Source organism: Sphingomonas kyeonggiensis (assembly GCF_030812785.1).
Lineage (GTDB): Bacteria > Pseudomonadota > Alphaproteobacteria > Sphingomonadales > Sphingomonadaceae > Sphingomonas > Sphingomonas kyeonggiensis_B.
In genome coordinates this window covers 419,442-433,809 of the sequence record NZ_JAUSTJ010000003.1, presented here as the reverse complement: position 1 = coordinate 433,809, position 14,368 = coordinate 419,442, and the positions used below count along the sequence as shown (strand labels likewise).

Genomic DNA, 14,368 nt, shown 5'->3' with positions numbered 1-14,368 from the left:
AGGTCTTGGGGGTGCCAACGATCGAGCGGCGGGCAGCGGTCCGCCGGAGTATCACGCCGATGTTCCTGTCGGGATTGGCCGGGCGTCTGCCCGTCTTCTCCCAGCCCCCCGCCGCAGTCTGCGGCGCGACGCCACACTAGGTCGGATGCCCGGCGGACGGCGATTCGTAGTCTTACTTATTGGTCGGACCAAAGGTCGGTTGCGTTCGGGGCGTCGCGTCGCTCGTCATCGGCCCCGCGGGCGGCTATCGGCTGGCAAACATGCCCTGAACGTTCAACAAGGCGCGGCGTTGACTGCGTTTCACCAGGATTATGCCTTGGAAACCCTGTCGATCATCCTCTTCCTCCTCCTCGCGGTAGTGGTCAGTGGCGCCCTGGCGCGCATGTTGCCCTTCGCGGTGCCGACGCCGCTGGTGCAGATCCTGCTCGGCGCGGCGATCGGCCTGTCCACGTCGCACCGGGTCGCGCTCGATCCCGAGCTGTTCCTGTTCCTCTTCCTGCCGCCTCTGCTGTTCCTCGACGGCTGGCGCATCCCCAAGGACGAGCTGTTCAAGGACCTTCCCACCGTGGTCGAACTGGCGCTCGGGCTGGTGCTGCTGACCGTGATCGGCATGGGGCTGCTGATCCACTGGATGATCCCGGCGATGCCGCTCGCCGTCGCTTTCGCGCTCGCCGCCGTCGTCTCGCCGACCGATCCGATCGCGGTGTCGGCAATCGCCGCGCGCGTGCCGATCCCGAAGCGGATGATGCACATCCTCGAAGGCGAATCGCTGCTCAACGACGCATCCGGCCTGGTCTGCCTGCGCTTCGCCGTCGCCGCCGCGCTGACCGGCAGCTTCTCGGCGGGCGAGGCCGCCCTCACCTTCGCGTGGGTTGCCGGTGCCGGGCTGGTAATCGGCGTGCTCGTCACGCTGGCGGTGTCGCGCGCCAAGGCCTGGGTCACGCGGCGCTGGGGCGAGGACACCGGCTCGCAGATCCTCGTCAGCCTGCTGATCCCGTTCGGCTCGTACCTGCTCGCCGAGCATCTCCACGCATCGGGCATCCTCGCCGCAGTGAGCGCCGGCGTGACGATGACCTTCGCGGAGATCTCACGCCAGGCGATGGCGGTCACGCGGATGCGGCGCAACTCGGTTTGGGACACGCTCCAGTTCACCCTCAACGGCGTGATCTTCGTGCTGCTCGGCGAGCAGCTGCCCGGCATCGTCGCGGACGCGCGACAGACCGTGCTGCTGACCGGCCATCACTCGCCCTGGTGGCTCGGCATCTATGTCGTGGCGATCGTCGCGGGGCTCGCCGCGCTCCGCTTTGCCTGGGTGTGGACGTCGCTGCGGCTCACCATCCTGCGCAAGCGCGAGGGGCTGGCGGAGATGCGCAGCCCCAACTGGCGGCTGGTCGCGGCGACCTCGTTCGCCGGCGTGCGCGGCGCGATCACGCTGGCCGGCGTGCTGACCTTGCCGCTGGCGCTCAACGACGGATCGCCCTTCCCGGCCCGCGACCTGGCGATCTTCCTCGCCGCCGGGGTGATCATCGTGTCGCTGGTAATCGCCAGCGTCGCGCTGCCGGTCCTGCTCAAGGACCTGGTGCTGCCGCCCGAGCCTTCGCGCCAGGCCGAGGAGGACGCCGCGCGGATCGCCACCGCAGAGGCCGCGATCCGCGCAGTCGAGCGGCGCCAGCACGCGCTGGGCGAGGAGCATGACGATCCCGATCTCTATGCGGGCGCCGGCACGCGCGTGATGGATTTCTATCGCGAGCGGATCGAGGGTCTGGGCGACGGGCGCGGCGGCGAGGCGCGGGCGCAGGAGCGGCTGGTCAGCGAGCTGCGGCTGATCGGCATCCAGGCCGAGCGCGCCCGCCTGCTTGAGCTCGCCCGCAGCCGCGCGGTGGGCAGCGAGACGGCGCGCAAGCTGACCCGCGAGCTCGACCTGGCCGAGGCGCGCCACCGGGGCTGAAGCAAGGATGGCGAACATCGCGCACTGCGTCGCCGTGCGGCGCACAAAAAACATGCCGCCCGGTTCGTTTGACCGGGCCGTGGCGCAAGGTTAACCATGGTTTTATTGCAATGACTTGGGCGAAATTCCTGCCGAAATTCAGCACTGGAGCACCCCACCCGCCCCGCGGCACCCCCCATATGGTATATTGACTTCATTTCGCACTCGGTTCTCGGGTTTCCTGGGGGGAACCAATATGCCGAGCAATACCGAGTCGTTCGCAATCTTCAGTGCAGCCGGGAAGCGGGCGCGCAAAGTGAGGCGGTCGATCCGCTCGGTGACCGCGCTGAGCGGCGGCCTGGCCGCGCTGCTGATCGCGACGCCGGCCTTCGCCCAGCAGGGCGGCGCGGGTGGTTCCGGCGGTTTCGGCGGCGGCGGTGCAGGCGGCGGAGCCGGCCAGCCGGGCGGCACGGCAACCTGCTCGATCATCCCCGTCGCCGCCTGCCAGACGACGGGCGGCGCCGCCGGTACCGACCCCGGCGGGGACGGCGCCGATGGCAACGTCAATAGCGGCGGCCCCGGCGGCGGCGGCGGTGGTGGCGCCAACGGCTCCCTGGCCACGCCGATCGGCGGCAATGGCGGCAATGGCGGCAACGGACAGGCCGGTAATTACAGCACCGGCGGCGGCGGTGGCGGCAGCGGCGGCAACGGCGTCCTCCTGACCGGGCCACTGACCAACAGCGCGACCGTGGCCGGCGGCAATGGTGGCAATGGCGGAGCCGCCGGCGCGACGTTCTTCTCCGGCGGCCCCGCCAATGGCGGCGCGGGCGGCGACGGCGGCGCGGGCATCGTCGCCAATGCCGGCGCGGTGATCACCAACCTGTCGGCGGGGTCGATCACCGGCGGCGCTGGCGGCCTGGGCGGCGCGGGATCGAGCGGTGGCGGCCTGGCCGGGGCCGGCGGTGCCGGCGGGACCGGCATCCGCGGCGCGGACATCGTGATCGAGAATGCCGGCAGCATCGCCGGCGGCACGGGCGGCGACGGCGTGACGCGCGGCTATGCGCTCCATTTCACCGGCGGCAACAACAGCCTCAGCCTGCTTGCCGGATGGAGCATCACCGGCGGCATCCAGCTCGACAGCGGCAGCAGCCTCAGCTTCAACGTGGACGGCACCGAGACGCTGGGCAATGCGATCTCCGGCAGCGGATCGATCGCCAAGACCGGCACCGGCACCCTGATCCTGACGGGCACCAACAGCTATTCCGGCTCTACGGCCCTGAACGGCGGCACGCTGCAGATCGACGATCCCGCGAGCATCGGCGGCGGCGCGGTCGAACTCAACACGGGCATGCTCCGCACCAACTTCGACGGCGCGCTCGGCAACAATCTTTTCTGGAACGACGGCGCGACCGGCACGCTGGCCGCGGCGACGGGCACGACGCTGACGCTCACCGGCACGCTGAACTATGGCGGGGATACCGAGGTCCGGTTCGGCAGCGCCGCCGACACCGGCACGATCATCGCTTCCTTCTCCACCGGATCGGTGAGCGGCGGCCCGCCGAAGCAGGCCATCTTCGGCGGCGGAATCTTCCGGGCCGGGACCGGCTTCATGAGCTTGTCGCTCGCCAATTTCACTTCCGTGCAGATCGACGCAGGCGCGACGCTCGACATCAACGGCGTGCAGCCCGTCACGACGCTCCAGAGCCTCGAAGGCGCCGGCACGCTGCAGAACGACGGCGCCGAGACCCTGATCTATGGCGGCGATTTCGCCGGTACGGTCACCGGCACCCAGAATATCCGCAAGGCCGGCATCGGCACGCTGATCCTCAGCGGCGACAATGACTATAGCGGCAGCACGACGATCGATGGCGGCGTGCTGCAGATCGGCGCGGGCGGCAGCGGCGCGACCAGCGGCACGCTGGGAACCGGCAATGTCACCATCGCGAGCGGCGCCAGCCTGGTCTTCGCCCGTGCCGACGCGCAGACCGTATCGAACGCGATCGACGGCGACGGATCGGTGGAGCAGGCCGGTCCCGGCGTGCTCGAGCTGACCGGCGCCAACAGCTATACCGGCGGCACGCGGATCACCGGGGGGCTGATCAGTTTCACCGGCAGCGGCAATTTCGGCAGCGGCAACATCACGCTGAACGGCGGCGGGCTGCAATGGGCCGCCGGCACCACGACCGACATTTCCGCGCGCCTGGACCCGATCGGCAGCGCCGGCGGCGTCTTCGACACCAACGGCAACAACGTGCTGCTGATGAGTGCGCTCTCGGGCAGCGGGCTGACCAAGGCCGGCAGCGGCATCCTGACGCTGGCGGGCAGCAACAGCTTCACCGGCACGATCACGATCAACGACGGCACCCTGTTGCAGAGCAACGTGAACGCCCTGGCCGGCGCGGACATCGTGCTGGGCGGCGGCACGCTCGATATCGGGAATTACGACCTGTCGCTCGGCCAGGCACTCGGCATCACCGGCACCGGAACGATCGAATCGTCGGGCACCGGCGCCCTGACGACCGTCGCCGGGGAAAGCGCGGTGTTCGGCAGCACGGGCGGCGCAATCGCGTCCGACCTGGAGATCACGGTCGCCAGCGGCAGCACGCTGAGCCTGTTCGGCAACAACGCGCTGACCGGCACCATCGCGGTGAACGGCAAGCTGGTGATCGGCGAGACCGGTGCGGCGGGCGCCTCGAACAATACCATCGGCACGGTCGGCCCGGCCAGTTCGGTGATCAGCTTCGCCGACGGCGTCGACAATGCCCCTACCATCCTGCTCGCCTCGAACGCGATGCAACTCGAAGTGCTGGGCACCGATGTCGCGACGCAGAGCGGTGCGATCACGGGGATCGCCAGCGGCTTCGGCTTCGAGAAGATCGGCAGCGGCACGCTCAACATCACCGCCGTCAACGCCTATGACGGGACCACGCTGGTCACGGGCGGCACGCTGGCCTTCAACCAGCAGGGGCTGAGCTTCAGCCCGCTGATCGCGATCGACGATGGCGCGGCGGTCCGGCTGCTCGAGGACGTCGATCATGATGGCGGCGTGACCATCCTGGCCAATGGCGGCACGATCGATACCGACAGCTACCGCTTCACCGTGTCCGGCGCCGTCGATTACCAGGGCGAGCTGACCAAGACCGGATCGGGCACGCTGGAACTGCGCGACGAGAACGACGCGGGCACCGGCGCCGGTGGGATCAACGTCCTCGCCGGCACGCTGGCGCTGGGCAGCGATACCGCGGCGGGCACCGGCACGATCAAGCTGGCCGACGCCACCACCCTGCTCAACGCCTCGTGCGGCTGCGCCCCGCTGACGCTGGCCAATGCGATCCAGATCGCGCTGGGCGGCACCGCGACGATCGACGCCGACGGCTACGAGACGGTGCTGGCCGGGAACATCACCGGCGGCAACCTGATCTTCGCCGACAGCTATGGCGGCGGCACCACCAGGCTGACCGGCACCAACAGCTATGGCAACACGGCAGTGGGCCTCGGCGCGACGCTGATCGTCGGCGATGGCGGCACCGCCGGCACGCTAGGCACCGGCACGATCACCACCGACGGCATGCTCGCCTTCGACCGGTCGGACAGCGTCACGCTCGCCACCGCGGTCGGCGGCAGCGGGCTGCTCGGCCAGTTCGGCACCGGCACGCTGATCCTCACCGCCAGCAACAGCTATTCCGGCGGCACGCTGATCCTCAACCCCACCGGCACGATCCAGGTGGGCGATGGCGGCACCATCGGCACGCTCGGCACCGGCGACATCGTCATCGGCGGCGGCACGCTGATCTTCAATCGTTCGGACGACCTTGTCGTCGCGGACCAGATCGCCGGCGACGGCCTGATCACCAAGCTCGGCGCGGGCACGCTGACGCTGAACGGGGACAATCTCAACGGCCTGTCCGGCCCCTATGTCGGCGCCATCTCGGTCCAGGCCGGCACGCTGGCGGTGGGCGAATTCGGGCTCGGCGCCAGCCAGATGGTCGATATCGACAATGGCGCGACGACGAAGGCGATCAAGAACGCCTATGCCGGCGACATGACGATCCTGTCGGGCGGCGGCACGATCGACACCGGCAACTTCACCTTCGAGCTGCTCGGCTCGATCGACTTCCAGGGCGAGCTGACCAAGATCGGATCGGGCACGCTGCTGATCGACGACACGTTCGAGGGAGGCCTGGGCGCCGGCGGGATCAACGTCACCGCCGGCACGCTCGGCCTGGGCAGCGACTATGCGGGCGGCACCGGCCTGATCAAGCTGGCGAACGGCACCACCCTGCTCAACGCCGCCTGTGGCTGCACCCGCCTCGACATCGACAACGAGATCCAGGTCGCGCTGGGCGGCGCTGCGACCTTCGACGGCGGCGGCAACAACACCGACCTGAACGGCGCGATCAGCGGCGGCGACGTGCATTTCACCACCAGCGTCTCGGGACCGTTCGCGGGGAGCATCTTCCGGCTCAACGGCGCCAACAGCTATGGCGCGACGCAGATCGGCCCCAATGTCGCGCTGATCGTCTATGACGGCACGCTGGGCACCGGTAACGTCACCTTCGACGCCGCGCCTTCGGACCCGACCACGCCCGCCGCGCTCGTCTTCCAGAACGACATCGACTACAGCTATGGCGGCAAGATCATCGGCGCGGGCATCGTCAGCGTCGAGACCGATTCCAACGCCTCGGTCACGCTGACCGGCTCGAACAGCGCCACCGAGAATTTCACCGGCACGGTGGAAGTGCTCAGCGGCCGGCTGGTGATCAACGGCAGCTTCGGCGACGTGGTGAACAACAGCGCGACGATGCTGATCGACGACAGCTGCTTCTGCGGCGGCACCGCACCGTCGTTGGGCGGCAGCGGCATCTTCCACGGCAGTGTCACGCTGGGCAATACCGAGCTCAACCCCGGCAACAGCCCGGGCACGCTGGTCATCGCCGGCAACCTGACGCTCGGCGCGGGCACGATCCTCAATTTCGAGCTGGGCGAGCCCGGCACGCCGGGCGGAGCGAACAACGACCTGGTCACGGTGGGCGGCAACCTGACGCTCAACGGCACGCTCAACACCATCGCCTGGGGCGCGGGCTATGGCCCGGGCTATTACCGGCTGTTCAACTATGGCGGCACGCTGACCGACAACGAGCTGCTGATCGGCTCGATCGCCGGCGGCCTCGACGCGACGGTGCTGACCAACATCAACGGCCAGGTGAATGTGCGGCTGGGCGGCGCGCAGGCGGTGCAATATTGGGATGGCAGCGATGCCGGCGCCAGCGCCGCGGCCGGCGGCAATGGCGGATCGGGCACCTGGCACGCCGCGAACACCAACTGGACCGGGCCGACCGGCTACGCGATCAACGACAGCTGGAAGAGCCAGGTCGGCGTGTTCGCCGGCGCGGCCGGCGGCACCGTCACCGTCGAGGGCACCCAGGCTTTCGAGGAGCTGCGCTTCGAGACCGACGGCTATGTGCTGAGCCCGTCCGATGCCAGCGCGCGGCTGAACACCACCGGCGGCTTCTCGATCCTCGACGTCGCGAGCGGCATCACCGCCGATATCGGCGTGATCATCCAGGGCGGCGCGGGCCTGAACAAGACCGGCGCCGGCACGCTGATCCTCTCCGCCGCCAACACCTATAGCGGCGCCACCGACGTGGCGGCGGGCACGCTGCGGCTGGGGATCAACCAGGCGATCCAAGAGCAATCGGCGCTCAACGTCCAGGCGGGCGGAACCTTCGACCTTGACGGCTTCCAGACCAAGGTCGGCTCGATCGCGGGTGCGGGCGCCATTACGCTGGGCGGCGGCCGGCTCGACACCGGCTACAACAATATATCGACGCTGTTCAGCGGTACGGTCACGGGAGCCGATGGCAGCGAATCGACCTTCACCAAGAACGGCAACGGCACGCTGAGCCTGGCCGGCAGCATCGCGCTGGGTAATGGCGGGGGGGCGCTGAAGTCCTTCGCGCAGGTCAATGCCGGTACGCTGGAGATCACCGGCACCGGCAGCCTGAGCGCCGACCTGATCCAGAACTTCTCGATGATCGAGAACAGCGGCACGATCACCGCCTTCGTTACCTTCCAGACCTTCGGCACGGTGGTCAACGCGGCCACCGGCGTGATCAACGGCCAGACCCAGAATTTCGGCAGCTTCGACAATTACGGGACGATGAGCGGGCTGCAGTCGCTCGGCGGCACCGCGGTCAACCACGGCACCGGCGTGATCAACGGCAACGTCCAGACCTTCAGCAGCTTCGCCAGCACGGGCATCATCAACGGCGCGCTGGGCAATTTCGGCACGGCGACGATCGCCAACCAGGTCAATGGCGAGCTCAGCAACCAGCAGGTGGGCGCGACCATCACGCTGAGCGGCGCGGTGACCGGCATCACCAACTATTTCGGCTCCTCCGGAACGCTGCTCGATCTCGCGGGCTTCGACACGACGATCGGCGCGCTCAACGGCAATGGCGGCACGGTCCAGCTGGGCACGGCGAGGCTGACGGTGAACAATGCCGCCTTCTCCACCTTCGACGGCGTGGTCACCGGCAGTGGCGGACTGACCAAGACGGGCATTGGCGAGCTGCGGCTGAACGGCGCCAGCGACTATAGCGGCACCACGCTGATCAGCGGCGGGATACTCGTGCTGGGTGAAGGCGGTGCGATCGGCGCGGGGACCGTCACCAACAATGCGGCGCTGGGCTTCGACGGCGCGCTCGACCGGACCTTCGCCAACACGATCCAGGGCAATGGCGCGCTGGTCAAGACGGGCAGCGGCCTGCTGGTGCTGACCGGGACGAACGGGTCGTTCTCGGGCGCAATCGACGTGCAGGGCGGCGCGCTCGGCTTCGACAATGCCCAGGCGCTGGGCAGCGGCGCGGTGACGCTGGGCAACGGCACCTTCCTGCGCAACCTCCAGGGCGTAACCGCCATCACGCTGGCCAATGCCATCCAGGGCGCCGGCATGGTGACGCTGCAGGGCGTGGACGGCGCGAACACGACCTTTGGCGGCGCGATCAGCGGCGGCACGGTGCGGTTCGGCCTGTCGGGCGGCGGGTCCACGACGTTCACCCTGGCCGCGGCCAACAGCTATGACGATACGCGGATCGGCGGCGGCGTGGCGCTGACCGTCGGCGCAGGCGGCACGCTCGGCACCGGCGATACGGTGTTCGAGGCGAACCCGGTCCCTTCGTCGCTGACCTTCGCCAATGCGACCAACTACAGCTATGCCGGGGTGATCGCGGGCAGCGGCTCGATCGTGGTGGACACGGCGGCGGGCGCCTCGGTCACGCTGACCGGCTCGAACGGCAACGGCACCGACTTCACCGGCGCGGTGACTGTCGATGCCGGCAAGCTGGTGATCAACGGCGCGTTCGGCGACGTGACGAACAACGCCGCCAGCCTGGTGCTGAACGGCGGCACGCTGGCGGGCAGCGGCACGTTCCACGGCGACGTGAGCATCGGCAATGCCGCGCTCAATCCGGGCAACAGCCCGGGCACGCTCAACATCGGCGGCAGCCTGACGCTCGGCGCGGGGACGATCCTCAATTTCGAGCTGGGCGAGGCCGGCACCGTCGGCGGGGCGAACAACGACCTGGTCAATATCGGCGGCAACCTGACGCTGGACGGCACGCTCAACGTCCTCGCCCAGCCGAGCTTCGGCGAGGGCTATTACCGGCTGTTCAACTATGGCGGGACGCTGACCGACAACGGGCTGGCGCTCGGCGCGCTGCCGGCGGGCTATACCCCGACCTTGCTCACCAACATCGCGGGCCAAGTGAACATCCTGTTCGCCAGCAGCCCCCAGGCGATCCAATATTGGGATGGCAGCGACCTGACCGGCGCCTCGACCGCGGCAGGCGGCGATGGCGGCGCGGGCATCTGGAGCACGGGCGGCACCAACTGGACCGCCCCGACCGGCTATGGTGTCAACGATTCCTGGCGCGGGCAGGTCGCGGTGTTCGGCGGCGGCGCCGGCGGCAACGTCACTGTGCAGGGCACCCAGGCGTTCCAGGAGCTGCGCTTCACCACCAGCGACTATGTGATCGCCGGCGCGACCGCGGCGGACGGGCTGGCGACGACGGGCGGCTTCTCGGTGATCGACGTCTCGGGCGGCGTCTCCGCGACGATCGCCGCCGCCATTTCGGGCGCGGGCGGGCTGACCAAGACCGGCACCGGCACGCTCAGCCTGGGCGGGGCGAACAGCTATGCCGGCACGACCACGGTCACGGCCGGCCAGCTCAACCTGCTGGCGGGCAGCTCGTTGGCCGGCGGAGTGGTCAACCAGGCGGTCTTCACCAATGCCGGCACCGTGACCGGCGCGGTGCAGAACGACGCGACGCTGACCAGCACCGGCACGCTGGCCGGCGGGCTGGCAAACAACGGCACCGCGACGCTGGCCGGCACGGTCGGCACCGGCATCGTCAACAATGGTGCGGTGACGTTCAGCGGCACCGCCACGGTCGCGGCGCTCCAGCAGGTCGCCACGGGCACCTTCGACCTGGCCGGCTTCGGCGTGTCGCTCGGCACGCTCACCGGATCGGGCGCGATCACCCTGGGCGGCGGCGCGCTGAGCATCGGCGCAGGCAACGGCAACTCGTCCTTCGCCGGCACGATCTCGGGCGCCGGCACCCTGACCAAGGCCGGCACCGGCACGCTGGTGCTGACCGGCACGGCCACCCCGACCGGCGGCACGACGATCGCGGGCGGCACGATCCAGATCGGCACGGGCGGCACCACCGGCTCGCTCTCGGGCGCGATCGCCAATAATGGCGTGCTGATCCTCAACCGCAGCGACGCAGTGACGTTCGCAAACGCAATGTCGGGCACCGGCGGCTTCGTGCAGGCGGGCAACGGCACCACGACGCTGACCGGCGCCAACAGCTATGGCGGCGGCACGATCGTCGCCGCCGGCAGGCTGCGCGGCGACACCGCCTCGCTGCAGGGCGCGATCCGGATCGACAGCGCGCTGGAGTTCGCCCAGTCGGGCGCCGGCACCTATGCCGGCAGCCTGTCGGGCGCGGGCCTGATCGAGAAGAGCGGCACGGGCAGCCTGAGCTTCACCGGCGACAGCTCGGCCTTCACCGGCGCGACCAGCGTGCTTGCCGGGCGGCTGGCGATCAACGGCCTGCTCTCGCGCTCGATCGTCACCGCGGGCAACGGCGCGACGCTGGGCGGCACCGGCACGGTGGGCGGCCTCGTCGTGCAGACCGGCGCCACGATCGCACCAGGCAACAGCGTCGGCACGCTGAATGTCGCCGGCAATGTGCTGTTCCAGGCCGGCTCGCTGTTCGCGGTCGAGGTCCAGGCGAGCGGCGCCGACCGGATTCAGGCGAGCGGCAGCGCAACGTTGAACGGCACGCTGCAGATCCTCAACCTGGGCGGCAATTATGCGATGAACAGCAGCTTCGTGCTGCTCCACGCCGATGCCGGGGTGAGCGGGACCTTCACCGTCTCCGGGCTCAACAGCTTCGGCCTCGCCTTCCGGCCGAAGATCATCTACACCGCCAACGAGGTTCAGTTGTTCCTTGCGCCGAACCAGCTCTCCGCGGTCCTCGGCACCGGGGTTCCGCTCAGCTACAACCAGCTGAGCACGATCACCCGCCTCGATACCGCGGTGATGAGCGGCAACTATGATCCGACGCCGCTGAGCGCCCTCTACAGCCTCGCCCCCGCCGCGATCCCGGCGGCGCTCGACCAGCTTTCGGGCGAAATCTATGCCGACGCCACCCGCGCCGCGCTGGAGGACGAGCGCATCGTGCGCGAGGCGGTGGTCGGCCGACTGGCCGCGGCGGCCGATGCCGGGCTTTCGGGCAATGGCGGCTGGGGGCAGGTGATCGGCAGTTGGGGCAGCGTGGACGGCGACGGCAACGCCGCCGGCTATGACGTCGAGCGCACCGGCATGATCCTGGGCATGGACGCGGGCGCGGCGACCGAGGACGGTTCGTGGCGCGCCGGCGTGATGGGCCATTATACTCGCATCACCGTGCCGGCGACCGCGCGCGGCAGCCACGCCACGATCGACCGGACCGGAGGCGGCTTCTATGCCGGCGCCGCGATCGGCGGCTGGCGCTTCCGCGCGGGTGCCTCGCTCGCGCTGCTCGACCTCAAGGCCCGGCGCCAGATCGCCGTGCCCGGCTTCACCGCCAGCGAGCGCGGCAAGGTGCAGGGCGTGATGCTCCAGACCCTTGCCGAGCTGAGCTACCGGATCGAGACCGGCGCGCACGGCTTTGTCGAGCCCTATCTGGCCGGCAGCGTCAGCCGGGTGCGGTTCGGCCGCTTCGCCGAGACCAGCGGCCCGGTGGCGCTGATCGTGCGCGACCAGAAGAGCGTGCTGGGCATTGCCGAGCTGGGCCTGCGCGGCGAGGTCCCGCTGGCCGGCGGCGACACCGGTGGCGTGCGGCTGGGCGGCAATGTCGGCCTGCGCACCGCCTTTGGCGACCGCGCCGCCAATCCGCTCATCGCCCTGACCGCGGCGGCGGACCAGGCGTTCACCGTCCGCTCGGCGGAGATCGACCGCTTCGCGGCGGCGGCGAACCTCAACCTCATCGTCGACCTCAGCGACAAGCTCGACCTGCGCATCGGGTATAGCGGCATGCTGGGCAGCGGGGTGCGCGAGCATGGCGGCCGGGCGACGCTGAGTCTGAAGTTCTGATCGCGGGCGCGGGGCACGCGCCGGCTATCGATATTCAGCTCTTCAGTTCCCCGGCTTTCGCCGGGGAACAGCTAAACCAACCGCTGCACCTGGATATTGCATGCACCCGCACGAACCGGTCCGTAACGGGCCGGTCCAGCGGACGACCCGTTGCAATAAGGAAATTCGCCGGTCAGGTATCTGAAGGTCCGGACAACAGAATCCGCACGAGAAGAACGAAGACCAGGAGAGATCCGACGAAGAAGGGGGCGAACTTCGAGCGCCGCCGCCTGAGGGCGATCTGGGTGGCAGAAACGGTGATCCCGTACGAGGGCACAGTACGGGCTTGGCTTGCCCGTGCCCGTGTCTCGGAGGAAGATATCGATGACATCGTTCAGGAAGCCTATTGCCGCCTCGCCGCGCTCGACACGGTCGATCATATCACGCGGCCCGGCGCCTATTTCTTCTCGATCGTCCGCAATCTTCTGCTGCAGCGGATCAAGCGCAGCCGGATCGTGTCGATCGACATGATCGCCGAGATCGAAACCTATGCGATCGACGACAGCCCCTCGCCCGAACGCGAGGCGGCAGGGCGGCTCGACTATGCCCGGCTGCGCGCGATCATGGCGAAGCTTCCCGAGCGCTGCCGGCGCATCGTCGAGATGCGCAAGATCGAAGGCATTTCCCAGAAGGAGATCGCCAGGCGCGTCGGCGTGACCGAAAGCGTGGTCGAGAACGACGTCTATCATGGCATCCAGACGATCCTGCGGATATGGCGCGACGAGGACAGCCGGGTGACCGCCTGGCTGAACGGCACCCAGGCGGGCAAGCCGCGCATCGATGTGGGACGCCGGTCATGACGCACCAGAGCGCCCGCGAGATCCAGGACGCGGCCGCGCGCTGGGTGGCGCGGATGGACGGCGCCGACTGGAGCGAGGCGGACGAGGCCGATCTCGCGCGCTGGCTGGACGTGGATCCACGGCGGCAGGGCGCGCTGCTCCAGGCGCAGGCGGCCTGGGCGACGCTCGACGCGCTGGCGACGGCTTCGAACGACGACGATGCGGATGGCCGCGTCGCGCAGCCCGGCAGGCGGCGCTTCCTGATCGGCGGCGGCGCGGCGATCGCTGCATCGGTCGCGGCGGGCGCATTCCTGATCGGCCAGGGCGCCCGCTATGGCACCGAAGTCGGCGAGATCCGCCGCGTGCCGCTCGCCGATGGTTCGACGATGGTGATCAACACCGCCAGCCAGGCGACGGTCGACCTGGAGAAGGCGCGCCGGCTCGTCCGGATCCGGCAGGGCGAATTGTGGTTCCAGGTCGCCAAGGATGCGAAGCGCCCCTTTCTGGTGGAGGCCGGGCGGATCCGCGTGCAGGCGGTGGGCACGGCCTTTGCCGTGCGGCGGCGCGAAGCGGGGGCCGACATCTTCGTTACCGAAGGCGTGGTCGAGGCCTGGGCGGAGGACGCCACGGCGCCGCACATCCGCATCGCCGCCGGCGAGCATGCCTTCGTCGCCGACAATGCCGCGGTGCTGCGCAGCCCCACCAGCGCGACCTCGGTCTATCGCGCGCTCGCCTGGCGGGAAGGCAAGATCGACCTTGCCGGCGTCTCGCTCGCCGACGCCGCGGCCGAGTTCAACCGCTACAATCATCGCCAGCTCGTCATCGTCGATCCGAACATCGGCAAGGAAAGCTTCGACGGCACGCTGCGCACCGACGACCTCGAGGGGTTCGCAATGGCGGTCCATGAGAGCCTCGGCGTGCCGATCGACCTGAGCGATCCGAACGAGATCCGCGTCGGCCGGCCGCGAAAATAGAAAAAGG

General features: G+C 69.3%; 4 protein-coding genes. All 4 read left to right on the top strand.

Translation table 11 applies throughout. The features are described 5' to 3' along the window. Positions 1–316: 316 nt before the first annotated feature. Positions 317–1,948, top strand: a complete 1,632-nt coding sequence (locus J2W22_RS19805; RefSeq protein ID WP_307120689.1) for a Na+/H+ antiporter — start codon at positions 317–319, stop codon at positions 1,946–1,948. A 295-nt stretch (positions 1,949–2,243) separates the two neighbouring features. Further along, a complete protein-coding gene (locus J2W22_RS19800; protein ID WP_307120001.1) occupies positions 2,244–12,569 on the top strand; it encodes an autotransporter-associated beta strand repeat-containing protein in 10,326 nt (3,441 codons plus the stop codon). 284 nt (positions 12,570–12,853) lie between these two features. Next, a complete protein-coding gene (locus J2W22_RS19795) occupies positions 12,854–13,408 on the top strand; it encodes an RNA polymerase sigma factor (protein ID WP_307120000.1) in 555 nt (184 codons plus the stop codon). Continuing rightward, on the top strand, positions 13,405–14,361 hold the full coding sequence (locus J2W22_RS19790) for a FecR family protein (protein ID WP_307119999.1): 957 nt from the start codon (positions 13,405–13,407) through the stop codon (positions 14,359–14,361). Before J2W22_RS19795 ends, J2W22_RS19790 begins: the two co-directional genes overlap by 4 nt. The last annotated feature ends 7 nt before the right edge of the window (positions 14,362–14,368 follow it).

What these genes read in the sequence shown, in the direction of transcription:
- J2W22_RS19790 (WP_307119999.1), top strand. Translation starts at nt 13,405, where the DNA reads ATGACGCACCAGAGCGCCCGCGAGATCCAGGACGCGGCCGCGCGCTGG.